Genomic DNA, 18,104 nt, shown 5'->3' with positions numbered 1-18,104 from the left:
ACCGAACAAACAATCACCACACATCTGTTGCAATACACCTTTATTACATTACCATTCCACCGTCAACATGGATAGTCTGTCCTGTGATATAAGCGGCATCGTCTGATAATAAAAACAGGACGGTTTTCGCTACATCTGCTGGACTTCCCAACTTGCCGAGTGGAATTGCTGTTAGCATTTGTTTTGTCACTTCTTCATTCAACGCATCGGTCATGTCCGTCGTAATAAAGCCTGGAGCTACAGCATTGACATTGATATTACGTGACGCAAGCTCTTTAGCGGCGGTTTTCGTGAAACCAATAACTCCCGCTTTTGCAGCTACATAGTTTGCTTGACCCGGATTTCCTGATACGCCAACGATTGATGCAACGTTGACAATTTTACCAGCACGCTGTCTCATCATTTGGCGTGTAACACCTTTCGTGCACAGGAAAACACCTTTTAGGTTGATGTTGATAACATCATCCCATTCATCATCCTTCATTCGCATTAGCAAATTATCTCTTGTAATGCCTGCATTGTTAACGAGAATATCAATCGAACCAAAAGTCTCTAGCGTTTGATCGACCATCACCTTCACACTGTCTGCATTTGAAACGTCTGCTTGGATTGCAAATGCCTCTCCACCAGACTCCGTGATCAATTGAACGACTTCATCGGCTTTGCCTTTACTTCCACTATAATTAACCGCTACACGCGCGCCTTCCTTAGCTAAAAGCAATGCAATTTCACGTCCAATTCCCCGTGAAGCTCCTGTAACAATCGCTGTTTTCCCTGCAAATCTCCCCATTACGACCACCCTTTCGAAGCTTCGATGACAGCTTGTAACGTTTCTTCATCATAAACCGGCAGGACAGTGGCACTACGGTCTATTTTTTTGACAAGCCCACTCAATACTTTCCCTGGCCCACATTCGATGAAATGCGTAACGCCTTGCTCCAGCAATGTGCGAACCGAATCCTCCCACAGAACAGGTGAATAAAGCTGTTCAACAAGGAAGCCTTTGATGTCATTCGAATGAGTAACTACTGATGCATTCACATTAGCAATGACCGGAATCGTGGCATCTGACATTGTTACTTCGTCCAACGCCGCACGTAACTTTTGCGCCGCAGGTTCCATCAATGATGAATGGAATGGTCCGCTTACATCGAGTGGAATCGCTCTTTTAGCGCCTGCTTCTTTCAACGCTACACAAGCTTTCTCGACGCCTGCCTTCGTGCCGGAAATGACAATTTGTCCCGGACAATTTAAATTGGCGGGTTGAACGGCAAAGCCCTCTGCCGTAATTGCATCAGTAACGGCCTTTAGCTTGTCACCATCCAGTCCTAAAATGGCTGCCATTGCCCCTTCACCTGCCGGAACAGCTTCGTTCATAAATAATCCACGCTGATGAACGATAGACACACCATCCGCAAATGTCAGAACGCCTGAAGCAACAAGCGCTGTATACTCGCCTAGACTATGTCCTGCCGTATAATCCGGTGTGATACCAGCTTCTACTAATCGTGCGGCAATCATTGAACCGACTGTTAAAAGCGCCGGCTGTGCGTTGTAAGTGAGTGTCAATTCAGCTTGAGGTCCTTCTGTAAGAAGCTGACTTAGTTGAAATCCAAGGACCTCATCAGCTTGCTTAAAAAATTGCTTACTATCGGCATAGGTTGCTGCCAATTCTGTTCCCATCCCTACTGCTTGTGAGCCTTGTCCTGGGAATATGAATGCTACTTTCGTCATTGAATGTCCACCTTCCTTACTGTTTCGCGAATAGTTCCAGTAACATCGTATTGCACCATTGTTCTTGCTTGTCGGATGGCATTCAAAATAGCATTGGCATTGGACGAGCCATGTGCTTTAATAACGGGAGAATTTAAGCCAAATAACCCGGCTCCGCCATATTCTGTATAATCCATTTTATTTTTCAAGCCACGCAAGTCATTTTTTACAAGTGCAGCAGACAATTTCGTTTTCACTGAACTACCATAAACTTCTTTTAGCATCGAGAAGAATGCACCCGCGGTTCCTTCAATGGTCTTTAACACAACATTCCCTGTAAAACCATCCGTCACCACAACATCCGCTACACCGGTCAATAAATCACGCGCCTCCACATTACCGATAAAATTAATCGGCGCTTCTGTTAGAACACCAAAAGCAGCTTTCGTCAGTTCATTGCCTTTACCTTCTTCTGTGCCTATATTCAGTAAACCTACACGCGGATTGTCAATGCCTCGCACTTTTTCTGCGTAAATACTTCCCATTACCGCATATTGCCCAAGCTGGGACGGCTTTGCATCTGCATTAGCACCAAGGTCTAGCATAACGAAGCCTTTGCCATCCACAGTTGGAAGTGTCGGGGCAAGCGCAGGACGTTCAATACCGTCAATTCGTCCAACGACAAACAAGCCTGCGGCCATTAGTGCTCCTGTATTGCCTGCGGATACACATGCCGCCGCTTCGCCATCTTTCACGGCTTGCGCCATTCTAACCATAGATGCATCTTTTTTCCGACGGATTGCTCGAACTGGTTCGTCATCCGCCTCAATTTTTTCTGTACAGTGGATAACCTTCAAACGCTCATGTTGTTGTAAGAATGGCGACATAGCTTGCTCATCACCATAAATATGTATGTGTATGTCATCAAATGCAGCGAGACTTTCCAATGCACCCGCAATAATTTCACCAGGTGCATGATCCCCGCCCATTCCATCTAGCGCTATAATCATATGATTTCTACCTGCTTCCTATCCGTCGTCCGGTACATATAAAACTCTCCCGTGAACACTGTTTCATCACCAACTGTTGAAACAACCTCAACGAGCGTCCTTTTTTCTACTAAGCTTTCTTTCTTCACTTCAGCGCGCGCGACAACGCGCTCACCTGCTTTCACGGGCTTTAAAAAGTGAATAGACGATTTGACGGTCAATGCCAAATCATCATCCATCACCGCAACTGCCAATGAATTAGCTTGAGCGAAAAGGTGATGCCCGCGCGCAATACCATTGCGTTGGAAAACATGATCCTGCGTCACATCGAAAATGGACAAAGCCCTTTTATCAAGTTCAATATCTATAATATCTCCAATAATTTCGTCGGAATGAAGTGACTTCACTTCTTCTTGCATCGTACGTGTAGCAACAGTCTTTAATCGTTCCCTTAGCTCTGGGATACCGCCCTCAAGTCGATCCAATCGAATCGTCTGTACACTCACTGTAAAATGCTCCGCTAATTCCCCATCTGTTAAAAACGGGTTTTCTTCAAGCAACAATCCAAGCTGTCGTTGCCGTTCCTTTTTAGGCATTCTCAATCGTTTCACCTTCCGGATTAGCACTTGGTACTAATAGTAGTATATAAAGACGGAAAAGAGAATGCAAGTATAGAAATGCGGAAGGCGCCGTTTAAAGGAATTTAGCCTTTATCCAATAAGCTTCCCGCTTGACTCACATCTCTTAATCCAGCCTTTCCATACTAAGCGCGCCAGATTGCTCCAGTTGTGATTGAAGAACAGCATATTCGGGATTTTCCCAAAACTGAGTGGAGCCCAATAATCGTTCTGCATCTTTCCTAGCTGTTTCGAGTGCTCGATAGTCATGTACAGGATCTGCCACTTTAAACTCAGGCATCCCACTTTGCTTTCTTCCGAAGAAATCTCCTGCTCCTCTTAATTCTAAATCCTTTTCTGCTAAAACAAAGCCATCATTCGTCTCCGTCATAATTTGCATCCGCTCCTTGCCTTCCTCCGTTTTCGGATCGGCTAGCAAAACACAATAGGACTGATCAGCTCCACGACCTACTCGCCCCCTTAATTGATGGAGTTGCGCAAGTCCAAAGCGTGTCGCATCATAGATAAGCATAAACGTCGCATTCGGGACGTTCACCCCAACTTCTACGACTGTCGTCGAAACCAATATGTGAATGTCCCCATCGCTAAATTCACGCATAATGGCATCCTTATCGTCCGCATGAAGACGACCGTGCATGAGGCCAACATTATATTTCCCGGCAAAATGAGTCGCCAGTTGGCCGTGCACATCTACCGCATTTTGAACATCCAGCTTATCGGATTCCTCAATCAAAGGGCAAATCACATAGGCCTGACGTCCTGCGCTCAGCTCTGTTTCCATCTTGCGTAATACAGGCAATAGTGAATCCTCTTTCAACCAATGCGTTTCGATTTTCTTCCGCCCAGCAGGTAATTCATCCAAAATCGACACATCCATTTCACCAAACGCGGTAATAGCCAGCGTCCTTGGAATCGGCGTCGCCGTCATGAATAGGACGTCTGGATTTAATCCTTTATCCCTCAAAATACGACGTTGCTCGACACCGAAACGATGCTGTTCATCCGTGATGACTAATCCAGGATTACTAAAAACAACGTCCGGTTGGATTAGTGCATGTGTACCGATTAGCAAATCAATTCCACCTGACTCTAGCTGTTCTAGCAAAGCTTTTCTCGCCTTCGCCTTCGTCGATCCTGCTAAAAACGCCACCGTAACACCATGCGGCTCCAGCCATTCGGCAAGTGATGCCGCATGTTGCTCGGCCAGGATTTCTGTTGGCGCCATCAGTGCCCCTTGAAAGCCCGCTGTAATAGCCGCGTATAGGGCGATAGCCGCCACAACTGTCTTCCCCGATCCAACATCACCTTGTAATAGACGATTCATGCGAATTGGACTTTTCAATTCTGAGCATAACTCATTTACGACTCGCTTTTGGGCACCTGTCAATTCAAAGGGCAAGCTCGCAATAAAGGCTTTTACTTTCGTCAAATCATAGTCAATGGCGACGCCTTGCTCTGCTTCTTTTCGCGCCTTTTTCATGCCTAGCATTTTTAGTTGGAATAGCAGCAATTCCTCATAGACAAAACGTCTTCTTCCATGCTTAACATCTTCAGGACTTGTGGGGAAATGAACCATTTCAAGTGCCTGCCCGATTTCAGGTAAGCGATAAGCCTCGCGAATATCAAAAGGAAGCGCTTCTTCATATTGCCCAACAGCGGCATCCAATGCATTGCGCATAAAACGGCGAAATGTCTTTTGATGCATGATGCCCTTTAAGCTATAGACAGGCTCAAAGTCAGCTTGCTCGGTCTTTGGTCCATCTTTAAAATTGCTCACATTGATGACTTGCCTGCCACGGTCCCACTTGCCTGTAACAGTCACAATCATGCCAGGTACTAAACGATCCTTTAAATAATGCTGATTGAAAAAGACCGCCTTCACGAGATGACTGCCAGCAAGAAGACGGATTTGTAGACGCGACCTATTTTTGCCTAAAAAAAGAACGGAAGGCTCGCTTTCGACCCTTCCTTCAATCGTCACCCGTTCGTTATGTGGTGTTTCAGTCAAATCCTTCAATCTAAAATCTTCATGGCGGTACGGGAATGTCATGACAAAGTCGTAAATTGTGGATATCCCAAGTGCTTCTAATTGTTCACCTGTCGATTTTCCGACACCCTTGATTGTCGTAACGGCATCATGAATTGACGAGGTCACTGTTAGCATTATCCTTCCCGAATATTTTTGCCTCTAGCGCTTTTCCTGTCGGTGTTGCAGCTAAACCACCTTTTGCTGTTTCCCGTAGTGCAGAAGGCATAGACTGACCGATTTTATGCATCGCTTCAATGACTTCATCTGTTGGAATACGACTAACGATACCTGCAAGCGCCATATCTGCTCCAACAAGTGCTTTAGCCGCTCCCATCGCATTGCGTTTCACACAAGGCACTTCTACCAAACCTGCTACTGGGTCACAAACAAGTCCAAGCATGTTTTTCATCACAATCGAAAAGGCTTCTGCACTTTGTTGAGGTGTCCCTCCAGCCATTTCCACAATAGCAGCTGCTGCCATAGAACCTGCTGAACCGGTTTCAGCCTGACAGCCACCAGCTGCACCTGAAATCGAGGCATTATTCGCGACGATAAAACCGAATGCACCTGTCGTAAAGAGATAGTTAATCATTTGCTCTCGTGTTGGATTCAACTTATTTTTCACGGCAAATAATGTTCCTGGTACAATACCGGCTGCACCAGCAGTTGGTGTCGCACAAATCGTGCCCATCGCAGCATTCACTTCATTTGTGGCGACCGCTTTACTAACTGCATCCAATAGCAAATCACCTGATAAGCCTTTACCTGTCGCGATATAATTTTGCATAAGAACCGCATCTCCACCCGTTAAACCAGATGTCGATTGCACGCCCTGAAGCCCTCTTTCAATCGCATTTTCCATTACAGTCAAGTTGTTATCCATTTGTGCAATAATATCTTGACGTGATCGTTTCGTTACTAGCATTTCTTGTTCAATCATAATTTCTGAAATCGGTTTTTGTTGCGTTTCCGCAAGTGCCACTAGCTCTTTAACCGTACCAAATAAAATCTCCATATATGTTCTCCTCCTTAGTTCGCTAACGTTGAAACTTGTGTGACATTCGGCAAGGCCTGTAGCTCGTTCAATAGTGTATCGTCAATCATCTGATCTACCTCAATGACCATAAGAGCCATTTCCCCTTTTTCCTTGCGGCCCACTTCCATATGAGCGATATTCATGCCCTGCTTCGCAATAACATTGGAAACGCTTGCAATGACACCAGAACGATCATCGTGAACAACAAGAAGCGCTGGATAATGTCCTGATAAACGTAACGGAAAACCATTCAAATCGACAACTTCCATCGTTCCCCCGCCAATCGAAATGCCCGTTAACTCCATCGTCCCTTTACTATCGCCAATGACAAGTCGTGCTGTGTTTGGATGGTCAGCCTCTTCCTCTTCAGCGATGAATTCAAATGTCATCCCCAATTGCGCAGCTTCTTCAAACGCTGTTTTAATGCGTTCGTCAAACGTATCGTAATCTAACAATCCCCCAATAATTGCTACATCCGTTCCGTGACCTTTATACGTTTGTGCGAACGAACCATACAGATGGATTCTTGCCCACTCAGGTTGACGACCAAAAAGTGTCCGTGCAACACGACCAATCCTTGCGGCACCAGCAGTATGTGAAGAAGACGGACCAATCATGACCGGACCAATAATTTCAAAAACGGATCTAAATTTCATCTTATATTATCCCCTTTTAAATGAAATAGTACTCTGTTCATTTTACATGAATAAATGGTTTAAAACAAAAAATATTGTTTTTAGATAATATCATTAAAGGAGCAGTACACCACAAATACGGTGCACTGCTCCTTTAAACCTTATTCCACTGAAATGATATACGGATATAGCGGCTGCTTTCCATCATACAACTCAACTTCCGTATGACTAAAGTTATTCTCTACATAATCTACCATCGCGGCTGCTTGTTCTTCACTAACATCTTCACCATATAAAATCGTGACAATTTCATCGTCTTCTTCAACGAGTGAAGCGAGTAACGCCTTCATCACTTCTTCAAGTGAAGGTGTTGAAATAATAATTTTTCCACCTGCAATACCCATGAAGTCATCTTTTTTAATATCGACACCATCTATTGACGTGTCGCGTACAGCGTATGTGACTTGTCCTGTTTTGACAAATGATGCAGCTTCCTTCATCACATTCGCATTCGCAGTCACTTCTACTTCCGGATTGAAAGCTAAAATAGCTGCAAGACCTTCTGGCACTGTTTTTGTAGGTACAACAGCCGCTTCAATACCGATTACTTCTGCCGCTTGTTCAGCTGCCATAATGATGTTTTTATTGTTCGGTAAAATAAGAACACGCTCTGCGCCTACTTCTTGAATCGCCTTAACAATATCCTCCGTTGATGGGTTCATTGTTTGTCCACCTTCAATAACGGCAGATGCCCCTACACTTCTCAGTAAATCAGCAATACCAGACCCCATCGCAACTGTCACAACTGCATATGGATGTTTGACCGCCTGTTTTTTTGTTGGAGTTTGTGCTGAATAGTTCTCACCGACAATCTCCATATGTTGTTCACGCATGTTTTCAATTTTAATTTTGATTAGCGAACCGAATTTTTGTCCATAATTAAGGGCGTCGCCTGGTTCTTCTGTATGAATATGTACTTTGGCAACTTCCTCATCAGAAATGACAAGCAGTGAATCACCAAACTCACTTAATGCTTGGCGGAATTCAGATTCATCATACGGATTTGTTGCTAATTTATCCGCTGCAAATTTCACCATAAATTCTGTACAATAGCCAAATTCGATATCTTCCGTATTCATGAAGCCTTGAACACTACGATGGTGCTCAGCATTCACTAGGTCATCCATCGATCCAACAACTGTTCTTTCTGGAAGTTCTTCGCCTTTTAGACATGCTAAAAAGCCCTCGTATACATAAACGAGACCTTGACCGCCGCTATCTACGACGCCAACTTCCTTTAAAACGGGCAATAAATCCGGCGTCCGCTCTAGCGATGCTTTCGCTTCCTCCACGATTGCTTCCATCACTGCGATGATATCCTCAGTTGCTTTCGCTTTTTCTACACCAACATTTGCAGCATCCTTGGCAACCGTCAAAATCGTTCCTTCTACTGGCTTCATCACTGCTTTATAGGCAGTTTCAACACCATATTTCAAGGCAACTGAAAATTTCTCGCCATCTAAAGTCGCTTCATTCTCAACTGACTTTCCAAAGCCACGGAATAATTGTGACAAAATGACACCCGAATTTCCGCGTGCACCCATAAGTAAACCTTTTGATAATGCATTTGCGGTTTCTCCTAGGTGGGCAACAGCGTTTACCTCTGTTTCTTTTGCCCCTGATGACATGGACAAATTCATATTTGTACCCGTATCACCGTCTGGCACTGGAAAAACGTTAAGTGAATCGACATAGTCCGCATTTTGATAGAGGTGATGAGCACCCATCTTTATCATTTCTGCAAACTTTAAACCATCTATGGACTTCATTAAAATTACTTCCTCCTTCTACAGGTTAGTCACTCGGACTCCCTGGACAAAAATATTTACCGATTTAACAGTCATACCAATTGTTTTTTGCAATGTATACTTTACTTTCGATTGGACTTGGTAGGCAACTTCGGAAATTTTAGTACCATATCCAACAATGACGTACATATCAATATGCGTATCATCTCCAACGTTACGGACGATGACTCCCCGCGCAAAGCTTTCTTTACGAAGTATCTCTGTCAATCCATCTCGAATCTGATGCCTTGAAGCCATTCCAACAATGCCGTAACATTCAATCGTCGCTTCGCCAACTACTTGAGCAATGACGTCGTTTGTAATATCGATTTTGCCGTATTCATTTTTCACTTCAACTGACATGGTTAGGTCCCTCCTGCATCTTTTCTCACTTGCCCCTATTGTACTATATCTACAATCATAATAAAAGAAAGCATTCGTATTCTGAATAAAGGCATCATTTTCCACTGGATCATTTTCGGTTCGCTTTTCGGCGAATTATCCACGACAAAATTACCGCGAGAATAAATGTGTAGAAATGCGGCGATGCCGCATCCCTGTATATAAAACACATCACGATAATCGTATAGAATTTGTTCAATCTAAGGCGTTCCAAAATAACTATACACAGAGTGCACAACTTTATTATTTTTCGGACTAAAAAAGTCTGTAAAGGCATTCACCTTGAAAGATGTCGTAAAAAAGGTTGCAACACCGTTTGTCATATGATACATTATTATGGTATGCGAATAACAAGTAAATCGCTTAATCATCATTCGCAAGGAGGTACTAACTATGGCTAAAGAATGTGTTATTTCAGGACGCAAAGCCCGTGCGGGAAACTCTCGTTCACACGCGATGAACTCTAACAGACGTACTTGGGGTGCGAACCTTCAAAAAGTCCGTATTCTCGTTAACGGTAAACCTAAACGTGTATGGGTCTCTGCAAGAGCCCTTAAATCAGGTAAAGTTCAACGCGTTTAATTTTATAGGCTAACGCCGTAAAATTAAACATGAACGGAAATAAAACACCAGGCTGAATTCCTTCAGCCTGGTGTTTTTTCTCTTTTCTTTTTTCTAGATTTATTACTAGCAGTAACCTTTGGCGGATCCTCTTTTTGAAAAACAACCAAGCACTTCCGGACGAAACCACTCACAACTTTCGGCATCGTAAATGTATAAACGCGCAATTCCCCACTCCTTTCAGGAATCTGAACTCCTTACCATTAAGCATATGCCCCGATGGAATGAGATAGTACAGACTTCTGCCGCGGGTTCGTTACTCGTAAATTTAGTCATGCCGGTTTCGAGTCTCTCATCTTGCGTCTCGTATTTAAAACCCGATAATGTAAGACCAACCACATCCCCGCCAAAAGGGAAGAAAGAAACGTATGGAAAACGGTCATCACGTGCGCATTCATGTTGACCTGTCAGTAGGATAGACAACTCATTCGTTGTATTGCGTATTGAAAAACGAATTTCTTTATGTTTCATCTGAAGACGGTACAACAGGTGAAGGGCGGACTCCATATGATCCAGCCTGCCACCTGTAACACCTGTCAAAATAACATGGTTTGGATTATACGAGAGTGCACAGTCGACGGCTAGTTCCGTGTCAGTTTCATTCTTTTCCGAACGGAACCGCCCAACTTTATGAACAGCTGCCACAATTTGATTATATTCATCAATCGACACCGAATCGAAATCACCGACAGCTTCATGTGGAATAATACCTTGTTGCAATAAGTGTAATGCACCTCTATCCGCCCCGATGAAAACTGTGTCCTCACACCGAAATTCCATCATATCTACAATTTCTGAATGAGGGCCACCCGCGCAAACGACGGCAATTGTCATTTTATTAACGCACCTTCACCTGCAAGCTTGATGCGCTGTAATGCTGCCGCGCGGTCCGATGCATTAAAAACAGCCGATCCGGCAACAAGGATTGTTGCTCCCGCTTCTACACAAGGTATAATCGTTTCTTCGTTGACACCGCCGTCAATTTCAATTTCAATTGGCAAGTTACGATTGCGGATGATATCCGCCAATTGCTTCACTTTTGGAAGTACTGAATGGATGAATTTCTGACCCCCGAATCCAGGATTCACCGTCATAAACAGCACCATGTCAACTTCCTCCAGAACATGTTGAATCGTTTCAATCGGTGTATGCGGATTCAAGACGACACCTGATTTTACACCGAGTGATTTAATGAGCTGTAAAGTGCGATGCAAATGCGGGCATGCTTCCACATGAACCGTGATATAGTCTGCTCCTGCTTTTGCAAATTGCTCAATATACGCATCAGGATTGCTAATCATCAAATGGACATCTAACGGTAGCTTTGTCACTGGTCTTAGTGCCTCCACAACAATTGGTCCCATCGTAATATTAGGAACAAAATGACCATCCATTACATCGATATGAATCAACTCTGCCCCTGCTGCTTCTACTTCTCTTACCTCGTCGGCAAGTTTTGAAAAATCAGCTGCTAAAATAGAAGGTGCTATTTTAATCATGTTTGTCGTACCTCGGCTTCCTGTCTAATATTTCTTGCATAAATTGCAAGTAGTTTTCATACCGATGGCGTGGCATTCCGCCAGCCTCTACCTGCTCTTTCACGGCACACTTTGGTTCCTTTAAGTGTAAGCATCCCCGAAATTTACACATCGTGGACAGTTCATCCATATCAACAAAGTAATGGGATAATTGTTCCTTTTCAATATGATCAAAATCGAGTGAACTGAAGCCCGGTGTATCTGCAACAAGTCCTCCTGCAATCTCAAGTAACTCTACATGTCGAGTCGTGTGTTTCCCCCGACCAAGTGCTTCTGAAATTTCACCTGTTTTCAACGCAAGGATCGGTAACACTGTATTCAATAAAGTCGACTTTCCAACACCAGACTGCCCTGCTAAAACGGTTGTCTTTCCTTTTAAATAAGGTTCTAGCGTAGCAGAAAGAGACTCATCATCAATAAAGGTTTCAATAACGTCATATCCAATTTTTTTGTAATAAGCTGCCGCTTCTGCAACTTTCTTAAGCTCCTCACCATCCGCTAAATCCTTTTTCGTCAAACAAATGACAGGCTGCACGTCAAACGATTCGACGACAACCAAAAATCGATCCAGCAGGTGCGGGCTAAAAGCCGGTTCTACCATCGAAAACACAAGCAAGGCTTGATCGATATTAGAAATCGGTGGGCGTACGAGCTCATTGCGGCGCTCGTGGACAGCGGTAATAAGCGCATCATTATCCCCATCAGGCACAAACGTTACATGATCTCCCACAAGTGGATGAATCCCACGATTTCTAAACACCCCACGACTCTTACACTGTATCAATTGCCCATCCTGCTCTACATAATAAAACCCACTAATCGCTTTTCTAATTTGTCCTTCCGGCATCCAATACCTTCTTTCTATTTTTCATTATAATCAACAGCCTGCTCAACGATAATTTTGCCATCGCGTGTAATCATATAAGCCCCGCGTTGACCTTCTTCTAATTCAACACTAATCTTCTTCTTAGTATTTTCCATAATCGTGAAAACCTCTACAGGCTTAGCCATATTATTGGTCTTATCTTGCACATAAATCTTAATCTCTTGCGGAACTAGAACAGGTGGTGCGGGCGGTACCCAATTGCCATCCTCATCTACTTCTCCGTCGCCGACATCAATCTCCTCTGGTAAATATTCAATCGTCACGTTGTGAACAATGACCTTATCCGGTTTCTTCTCTTCACCTTTCGAGAGGGCAACCTCTACCTTATCCCCATCTTTCATGTCCGTCCCTTGTTTAGGTGTTTGCCAAATGACATGTCCTGCTGGCACTGTAGGTGAATATTCTTCCCCCACTACAGTAATCGCAAGCCCTGATGTCTTCGCATAGTCATTCAACGCTTGTTTATCATACCCTCTGAGATCCTCAAGTTTTTGAAGTTTTTTTCCCTTACTTATCGTAAAGACTACATCTGTATCTTCTGGCACTACAGCTGTCCCCTCTACCGGATCCTGCTCTAAAATAGTACCTGGCTCTTTATCCGAAAAAGCTTCTTTAGAGTCTACTTTGTAGCCTTTCTTTGTTAGGAAATCTGCTACTCGTTCATAGTCCTGATCTGTATAATCCTCAAACTCCACCTTATCTTTCCCTGTGCTCATATACAAAGTAACTGCAGAACCGACATCCCGCTTCTTTCCTTCTTCCGGGATGGTACGGATAATTTGCCCTTCTTCAAACTCTTCAGATGGCTGTTTCAGTGTTTCCTCCAACTTAAAGCCTGCCTCCAATAAAATATCAATTGCTTCAGCTTCCGTTTTTCCAGCAACTTCTGGAATGAATTCTTTTTTAGGTCCTAATAAGCCTGGTAATAGCAGCAATAGGAGGACTATCACAAATGCACCAGCAATTCCGCCGACAATGAGTGGCCACTTTTTCCGCTTTTTAACAGGGATTTGCGGAGGATCAACTACGATAACTGGCTCCACTTTTTTTGTCATTTCCAGCACTTCAAACTTGGATGCCTCTGTAACAACCGGAATCGCATGCGTCCGATCGTCGTCAAATGGTACAACAAATTTCGGCTCTGCAGCTCGCTCCGATGACAATGCCGTCAGTAAATCGTCATACATTTCATCAGCCGACCGATAACGATGTGCAGCATCTTTCGTTGTTGCTTTCAGAATGATATTTTCTACACTTTGTGGAATGGCTGGGAATAAGGCACGAACAGAAGGCGTTTCCTCCTGTAAATGCTTTAGTGCAATCGCAACAGCCGTTTCTGCTGAAAACGGAAGTTCGCCTGTTAATAATTCATAAAAAACAATACCCAGTGAATAAATATCAGATTTTTTTGTTGCCATCCCACCACGTGCTTGCTCAGGTGATAAATAATGGACTGTACCAACTACCGAATTGGTTTTCGTATGGGCAGTTGCACTGAGCGCCATCGCAATACCAAAGTCTGTAATTTTCAAATTTCCCTCTGCATCCATCAAAATATTTTGCGGCTTAATATCACGGTGCACAATACCATTATGATGGGCATTTGATATAGCGGAAACGAGCTGTCGCATAATTGGCAATGCCTGTTTAGGAGATAATGGACCATTTGTTTGAATGAATTTTTTCAGCGTCTGGCCTTCTACATACTCCATTACAAGATAGAGTAGTTCTCCCTCCTCACCCACATCAAAAATATCGACAATATGTGGATGCGTTAAGCTTGTAGCAGACAATGCCTCTCGCTGGAACCTGCGCTTCAATTCTTCTTCATTCGCGAAATCATAGTTCAAAACTTTAATAGCTACATCTCGGTTTAAAATGATGTCATGTGCTAAGTAAACCTTCGACATCCCTCCGTCACCAATACTTTTAAGTATTTCATAACGTTCTCCGATTCTACTTCCAATCATGGATTATTCACCTCCGACTTGGTAGAATCAACCAAAATGACTGAGATATTATCCTCTCCACCCATTTCATTTGCTAAATCTACAAGTTTTTTTGCTTTATCATGTAGCGTAGCATCCGAAAGGACCACTTCACGCATAAGCTGTTGATCGACTTTATTACTCAAACCGTCTGTACATAGGAGCAAATAAGTTTTTTCATCCAATTCAATTGAATAATGATCAGGTTCAATCGTCTTTTCAGAACCGATTGCCTTCATAATCCAATTTTTTTGGGGATGGACAGCCGCCTCCGCCTCCGTTATTTCACCACTATCAAGTAGCACATTGACGTAGGAATGATCACGTGTCACCTGACAAATCCCGTTATCATTAATAGCATAAACGCGACTATCGCCTGTATGGGAAACAAGACAGCTACGCCCACGAATAAGCGCCGCCTCTAATGTTGTCCCCATTCCTTTCAGGTTCTCATTATCATTGGCATAATTATAAATTACTCTGTTGACATGATTGACGGCTTCGCGAAGCCATTCTACCCAATGCTGGTCCTCTTCAAAGCTGGTACTATCCAGCTTCATAAATTGCTCGCCAATTAGTTGGATAGCTGTTGAGCTGGCATAATCTCCGCCCTGGTGACCACCCATTCCATCTGCTATCACCGCCAGAATGATGCCGTTTGGCAATGTGTACACGGCTGCGCGATCTTCGTTAACGGTTCTTTTCCTACCTACGTCTGATAAGATTTCGAATTGCAACGTCCATCCCCCCTTGTTTGTTTCGAGTTCTCTGTGAAATTAAGTGATCCCATTGAAATTCGCTCGGCGCTTGGGGATGCTTCCCACGATAAGCCTGACGGAAAACCACCCTCGGTCTTATCGCTTCAGCTACCCCAGTAAGGCGCCTTCGCTAGAGAATAAATAAAGTCAGTAGCTCAAATACTTATTGCTGTTTTTTACGGAATACGGTGACGAAGAATCCGTCGCTGCCGAAGTGCTGTGGTAGGACTTGGAGTGTATCGTCTTCGATTGCTAATTTGTCGATGTCATTTAACTGAGTTAATGGAACTTTTTCCATGTCTGAATGGCGCGCTAAGAAATGTTCCACCATGCCACGGTTTTCCATATGCTCTACTGTACATGTACTATAGACGATGATGCCGTCCGGTTTAATCAGTTCGCGGGCTGTATCGAGTAGGTCAGATTGGATTTGTACGAGTCCATTGAAATCAGCTTCTGTCTTATTGTACTTAATTTCAGGCTTTCTCCGAATGACTCCTAGTCCACTGCATGGTGCGTCAACAAGGATACGATCGAAAGAGGATGCAGCGTATATTTCCGTCAACTTTCGGCTATCCCCACTTTTTGCTTGAATGGATGTTAAACCAAGTCGTGAAGCATTCGCTTCAATCAAAGCCAATTTATGTTCATGAATATCATGTGCGAACACTTCGCCTGTATCTTTCATCTTCTCAGCAATATGAGTCGTTTTCCCACCTGGCGCTGCACACATGTCAAGCACTTTCATGCCAGGTTGTGCGTCTAATGCTAGTACAGGCAGCATGGAGCTTTCGTCTTGAATGGTAATCCAACCCTTTTTATAGGCTTCTGTATTCGCTGGATTGCTAGTGACGGAAACGATACATTCTGGGACCACTTCACCTATTCTGACTTCAATACCTTCTGCTTCAAGTGATGCAATCGCTTCGGCTACTGTTGTTTTAGCTGTATTGACACGAACTGTCATTGCAGGTGGATTATTGTTTTCGTGCGCCATAATCGCAGCTTCTTCCTCGCCAAACTGTTCACTCCAGCGCTTAATAAGCCATTCAGGATGGCTCGTTTCAATCGCTGTTTTTGCGATGCCATCCGCCATATCATCCAACGAACGAACACCTTTGCGTAAGACCGAACGAAGAATACCGTTGACTGTTGGCGCAATGCGTTTATGACCACGTCTTTTCGCAATTTCAACCGCTTCATGGACAACCGCATGTGGCGGAATTTTCGTTAGGTAGACAATTTGATAAATTGACATTCTAAGCAATTCTCGCACCCAGCCGTCCAGTTTCCCACGAACAAAAGGTTCCAAATAATAATCGAGTGCCATGCGATGTTGTAATGTACCATATGTCAATTCCGTCAATAGCCCACGGTCTTTCGTTTCGATACCATATTTTTCAATTGTTCGGTGTAGCAATAAATTACTGTATGCTTGGTTATTATTAATTTCCATTAAAATAGATAATGCCGCGTCCCGGACATTGCCGTTCCAGATTTTCTTTTTCGGTCTAGTATTCATACAAATCGGTCCCCTTCGTTCCACTTCGATCCGGTTCCACGAACAAATACATCCGCTGGCATCCGGTTTTTTCCGGCTGGTTGGAGATCCGTTATCGCGACAGCGACATCATCGCCTGCTTTAACAATAATTCGATCTGGTTCAATTTTAAGAATTGTACCCGGTTCAGCATCTAACTGCGTTGCAACCTTTTCACTCCACCAAACCTTGACGTTTTCACCTTGCATCGTCGTGTAGGCAACCGGCCAAGGATGGAGTCCACGAACTTGATCATAGATGGCTTTTCCGCCTTGGGACCAATCAATCCGCTCTTGTTCACGTGAGATATTACGCGCAAATGTCACAAGTGATTCATCTTGGACCGTTTTATTATTTGTACCATCTATTATAGAAGGAAGTGTTTCCTTCAATAACTTTGTTCCCGCCACAGACAATGAATCAAAGAGCAATCCCGTATGGTCTGTGTCAGCAATCGGCACAACCACTTGTGAAATAATATCGCCTGCATCTAATTTTTCAACCATATACATAATCGTCACGCCTGTTTCCGTTTCCCCGTCCATAATAGACTGATGGATTGGCGCGCCGCCACGGTATTTTGGCAATAAAGAAGCATGGACATTAATGCAACCCAGCCTTGGAACTTCCAGCAATTCTTTCGGTAAAATTTGACCGAAGGCTGCAGTTACAATGAGATCTGGTTTGAGTGCAATAATTTCCGCTAATTCACTAGAGCCTGTTAGTTTTTCAGGCTGAATAATCGGTAAGCCGAGTCGTAGCGCCTCTACTTTTACAGGTGGCGGCGTTAAAACACGTTTGCGTCCAACCGGTCGATCGGGTTGCGTGACGACTGCCGAAATTGTATGCCCTTCCTCATGCAGCATTGTGAGGACTGATACCGAAAATTCTGGCGTGCCCATAAATACGATATTAGTCATGTTCACTTGCCTCCTCTTCCTCGTCCATTTCTTCAAATTCAGATGGATCGACCACTCGAATGATTTTCGAATCAAACAGCACACCATTTAAATGATCGATTTCATGAAGAATAGCGCGTGCTTCATAATCCTCAGCTTCAATTTGGTACAAGGAACCATCCCGTTCCTGTGCTTCTACACGGACAAAAAATGGTCTCTCTACTTCACCGTATAGACCTGGGAAACTAAGACAGCCTTCAATTTCAACTTCAGAGCCTCCGATAGCTGTCACAACAGGGTTGACCATTTCAATTACGTCCTGTCCCTCTCCCATATCAACAATAGCGACACGTATCGCTTCACCAATTTGTGGTGCTGCAAGGCCTACACCATCCGCCGCAACCATCGTGTCATACATATCATCCAAAAGCTTCGCAAGCTTCTTATCAAATTTCACTACTTCTTTACACATTTGTCGTAGCACCGGTGCTGGGTGCTCCACAATTTTACGTATTGCCAATCCAATTCCTCTTTTCTATCTAGTTAAGGTGATAGTACCGCCCTTTGAATAATGGCAGTACTATC

Annotated in this window: 19 protein-coding genes; 1 reads left to right on the top strand and 18 read right to left on the bottom strand. The window is 43.8% G+C overall.

The genetic code is table 11. From position 1 onward, the window contains the following. Window positions 1-43: 43 nt before the first annotated feature. The 9 genes from fabG to R2B77_RS03705 form a co-directional block, all read right to left on the bottom strand. Window positions 44-790: a 3-oxoacyl-[acyl-carrier-protein] reductase gene (fabG, locus tag R2B77_RS03745; protein WP_203246194.1), complete on the bottom strand. Its 747-nt coding sequence runs from the start codon at window positions 788-790 to the stop codon at window positions 44-46. After that, on the bottom strand, window positions 790-1,734 hold the full coding sequence (gene fabD, locus R2B77_RS03740) for an ACP S-malonyltransferase (protein ID WP_203246193.1): 945 nt from the start codon (window positions 1,732-1,734) through the stop codon (window positions 790-792). The genes fabG and fabD overlap by 1 nt, the downstream gene beginning before the upstream one ends. Next, window positions 1,731-2,723 (bottom strand): phosphate acyltransferase PlsX, encoded by a 993-nt coding sequence (plsX, locus tag R2B77_RS03735; protein WP_203246192.1) that lies wholly within the window; start codon window positions 2,721-2,723, stop codon window positions 1,731-1,733. Before plsX ends, fabD begins: the two co-directional genes overlap by 4 nt. After that, on the bottom strand, window positions 2,720-3,304 hold the full coding sequence (gene fapR / locus R2B77_RS03730; RefSeq protein WP_212391082.1) for a transcription factor FapR: 585 nt from the start codon (window positions 3,302-3,304) through the stop codon (window positions 2,720-2,722). The genes plsX and fapR overlap by 4 nt, the downstream gene beginning before the upstream one ends. A gap of 142 nt (window positions 3,305-3,446) precedes the next feature. Continuing rightward, window positions 3,447-5,504, bottom strand: coding sequence for an ATP-dependent DNA helicase RecG (gene recG, locus R2B77_RS03725; protein WP_203246191.1), 2,058 nt, complete (start codon window positions 5,502-5,504; stop codon window positions 3,447-3,449). Beyond that, window positions 5,476-6,384, bottom strand: a complete 909-nt coding sequence (gene sdaAA, locus R2B77_RS03720) for an L-serine ammonia-lyase, iron-sulfur-dependent, subunit alpha (RefSeq protein ID WP_203246190.1) — start codon at window positions 6,382-6,384, stop codon at window positions 5,476-5,478. Before sdaAA ends, recG begins: the two co-directional genes overlap by 29 nt. A 14-nt stretch (window positions 6,385-6,398) precedes the next feature. Then, window positions 6,399-7,061 (bottom strand): L-serine ammonia-lyase, iron-sulfur-dependent subunit beta, encoded by a 663-nt coding sequence (sdaAB, locus tag R2B77_RS03715; protein WP_203246189.1) that lies wholly within the window; start codon window positions 7,059-7,061, stop codon window positions 6,399-6,401. 140 nt (window positions 7,062-7,201) lie between these two features. Further along, on the bottom strand, window positions 7,202-8,869 hold the full coding sequence (locus R2B77_RS03710; protein WP_212391080.1) for a DAK2 domain-containing protein: 1,668 nt from the start codon (window positions 8,867-8,869) through the stop codon (window positions 7,202-7,204). A gap of 18 nt (window positions 8,870-8,887) precedes the next feature. After that, a complete protein-coding gene (locus R2B77_RS03705) occupies window positions 8,888-9,250 on the bottom strand; it encodes an Asp23/Gls24 family envelope stress response protein (RefSeq protein WP_203246188.1) in 363 nt (120 codons plus the stop codon). 432 nt (window positions 9,251-9,682) lie between these two features. Here R2B77_RS03705 and rpmB point away from each other — a divergent pair, with 432 nt between their 5' ends. After that, entirely contained in the window at window positions 9,683-9,871 is a 189-nt protein-coding gene (gene rpmB, locus R2B77_RS03700; protein WP_203246187.1) for a 50S ribosomal protein L28, read from the top strand. Between the two features lie 62 nt (window positions 9,872-9,933). Here the strand turns inward: rpmB and spoVM are convergent, their stop codons facing one another. From spoVM to def, 9 genes are all read right to left on the bottom strand, one after another. Beyond that, entirely contained in the window at window positions 9,934-10,077 is a 144-nt protein-coding gene (gene spoVM, locus R2B77_RS03695) for a stage V sporulation protein SpoVM (protein ID WP_203246186.1), read from the bottom strand. A 13-nt stretch (window positions 10,078-10,090) separates the two neighbouring features. After that, the gene (locus R2B77_RS03690) at window positions 10,091-10,744 is read right to left on the bottom strand and encodes a thiamine diphosphokinase (protein ID WP_203246185.1); all 654 of its coding nucleotides are present in this window, start codon (window positions 10,742-10,744) and stop codon (window positions 10,091-10,093) included. Further along, window positions 10,741-11,409: a ribulose-phosphate 3-epimerase gene (gene rpe / locus R2B77_RS03685; protein WP_203246184.1), complete on the bottom strand. Its 669-nt coding sequence runs from the start codon at window positions 11,407-11,409 to the stop codon at window positions 10,741-10,743. The genes R2B77_RS03690 and rpe overlap by 4 nt, the downstream gene beginning before the upstream one ends. Then, window positions 11,402-12,295, bottom strand: a complete 894-nt coding sequence (rsgA, locus tag R2B77_RS03680; RefSeq protein ID WP_203246183.1) for a ribosome small subunit-dependent GTPase A — start codon at window positions 12,293-12,295, stop codon at window positions 11,402-11,404. The genes rpe and rsgA overlap by 8 nt, the downstream gene beginning before the upstream one ends. A 14-nt stretch (window positions 12,296-12,309) precedes the next feature. Beyond that, window positions 12,310-14,304, bottom strand: coding sequence for a Stk1 family PASTA domain-containing Ser/Thr kinase (pknB, locus tag R2B77_RS03675; protein WP_203246182.1), 1,995 nt, complete (start codon window positions 14,302-14,304; stop codon window positions 12,310-12,312). Continuing rightward, entirely contained in the window at window positions 14,301-15,059 is a 759-nt protein-coding gene (locus R2B77_RS03670; protein ID WP_203246181.1) for a Stp1/IreP family PP2C-type Ser/Thr phosphatase, read from the bottom strand. Before R2B77_RS03670 ends, pknB begins: the two co-directional genes overlap by 4 nt. Before the next feature lie 184 nt (window positions 15,060-15,243). After that, window positions 15,244-16,602, bottom strand: coding sequence for a 16S rRNA (cytosine(967)-C(5))-methyltransferase RsmB (gene rsmB, locus R2B77_RS03665; RefSeq protein ID WP_203246180.1), 1,359 nt, complete (start codon window positions 16,600-16,602; stop codon window positions 15,244-15,246). Then, complete coding sequence (gene fmt, locus R2B77_RS03660; protein WP_203246179.1) at window positions 16,599-17,540, bottom strand: methionyl-tRNA formyltransferase; 942 nt, start codon at window positions 17,538-17,540, stop codon at window positions 16,599-16,601. The genes rsmB and fmt overlap by 4 nt, the downstream gene beginning before the upstream one ends. Beyond that, a complete protein-coding gene (gene def / locus R2B77_RS03655) occupies window positions 17,533-18,039 on the bottom strand; it encodes a peptide deformylase (protein WP_203246178.1) in 507 nt (168 codons plus the stop codon). The genes fmt and def overlap by 8 nt, the downstream gene beginning before the upstream one ends. Window positions 18,040-18,104 lie beyond the last annotated feature (65 nt).

Source organism: Sporosarcina beigongshangi (assembly GCF_033485195.1).
GTDB lineage: Bacteria > Bacillota > Bacilli > Bacillales_A > Planococcaceae > Sporosarcina > Sporosarcina beigongshangi.
Note: the sequence above shows the minus strand (reverse complement) of the source record. Positions and strands in the feature narration are given on the sequence as shown.

Bases quoted from the DNA above. Each gene is read 5' to 3' on its own strand.
- fabG (WP_203246194.1), bottom strand. From the start codon at position 790: ATGGGGAGATTTGCAGGGAAAACAGCGATTGTTACAGGAGCTTCACGG.
- fabD (WP_203246193.1), bottom strand. From the start codon at position 1,734: ATGACGAAAGTAGCATTCATATTCCCAGGACAAGGCTCACAAGCAGTA.
- plsX (WP_203246192.1), bottom strand. From the start codon at position 2,723: ATGATTATAGCGCTAGATGGAATGGGCGGGGATCATGCACCTGGTGAA.
- recG (WP_203246191.1), bottom strand. From the start codon at position 5,504: ATGCTAACAGTGACCTCGTCAATTCATGATGCCGTTACGACAATCAAG.
- sdaAA (WP_203246190.1), bottom strand. From the start codon at position 6,384: ATGGAGATTTTATTTGGTACGGTTAAAGAGCTAGTGGCACTTGCGGAA.
- sdaAB (WP_203246189.1), bottom strand. From the start codon at position 7,061: ATGAAATTTAGATCCGTTTTTGAAATTATTGGTCCGGTCATGATTGGT.
- R2B77_RS03710 (WP_212391080.1), bottom strand. From the start codon at position 8,869: ATGAAGTCCATAGATGGTTTAAAGTTTGCAGAAATGATAAAGATGGGT.
- R2B77_RS03705 (WP_203246188.1), bottom strand. From the start codon at position 9,250: ATGTCAGTTGAAGTGAAAAATGAATACGGCAAAATCGATATTACAAAC.
- rpmB (WP_203246187.1), top strand. From the start codon at position 9,683: ATGGCTAAAGAATGTGTTATTTCAGGACGCAAAGCCCGTGCGGGAAAC.
- R2B77_RS03690 (WP_203246185.1), bottom strand. From the start codon at position 10,744: ATGACAATTGCCGTCGTTTGCGCGGGTGGCCCTCATTCAGAAATTGTA.
- rpe (WP_203246184.1), bottom strand. From the start codon at position 11,409: ATGATTAAAATAGCACCTTCTATTTTAGCAGCTGATTTTTCAAAACTT.
- rsgA (WP_203246183.1), bottom strand. From the start codon at position 12,295: ATGCCGGAAGGACAAATTAGAAAAGCGATTAGTGGGTTTTATTATGTA.
- pknB (WP_203246182.1), bottom strand. From the start codon at position 14,304: ATGATTGGAAGTAGAATCGGAGAACGTTATGAAATACTTAAAAGTATT.
- rsmB (WP_203246180.1), bottom strand. From the start codon at position 16,602: ATGAATACTAGACCGAAAAAGAAAATCTGGAACGGCAATGTCCGGGAC.
- fmt (WP_203246179.1), bottom strand. From the start codon at position 17,540: ATGACTAATATCGTATTTATGGGCACGCCAGAATTTTCGGTATCAGTC.